Annotated in this window: 1 pseudogene; it reads left to right on the forward strand. The window is 61.5% G+C overall.

What is annotated here, in order from left to right:
* Window positions 1–288: pseudogene (locus tag EOB49_RS35220) on the forward strand (dihydrofolate reductase family protein); the annotation flags it as partial.

Genomic DNA, 288 nt, shown 5'->3' on the forward strand with positions numbered 1-288 from the left:
GTCGCGGCATGTACGAGGTCATGCGTTATTGGGACGAAGACAGTCCTGAATGGAGCGCGGAGGCGTACGAATTCGCGGCGGCGTGGCGGAGCCAACCGAAATGGGTTGTGTCGCGCTCGCTGAAGTCGGTCGGCCCCAATGCCACGCTTGTCGCGGATGACGTCGAGGCGGTGATACGTGGGCTGAAGGCAGAGCTCGCCGGGGAGATTTCAGTTTCCGGACCGGACCTGGCACGAAGCCTGACCGACCTTGGTCTTATCGATGCGTACCAACTCTACTTCCACCCGT

This window comes from Mesorhizobium sp. M7A.F.Ca.MR.148.00.0.0, from assembly GCF_003997735.1.
Taxonomy (GTDB): Bacteria; Pseudomonadota; Alphaproteobacteria; order Rhizobiales; family Rhizobiaceae; genus Mesorhizobium.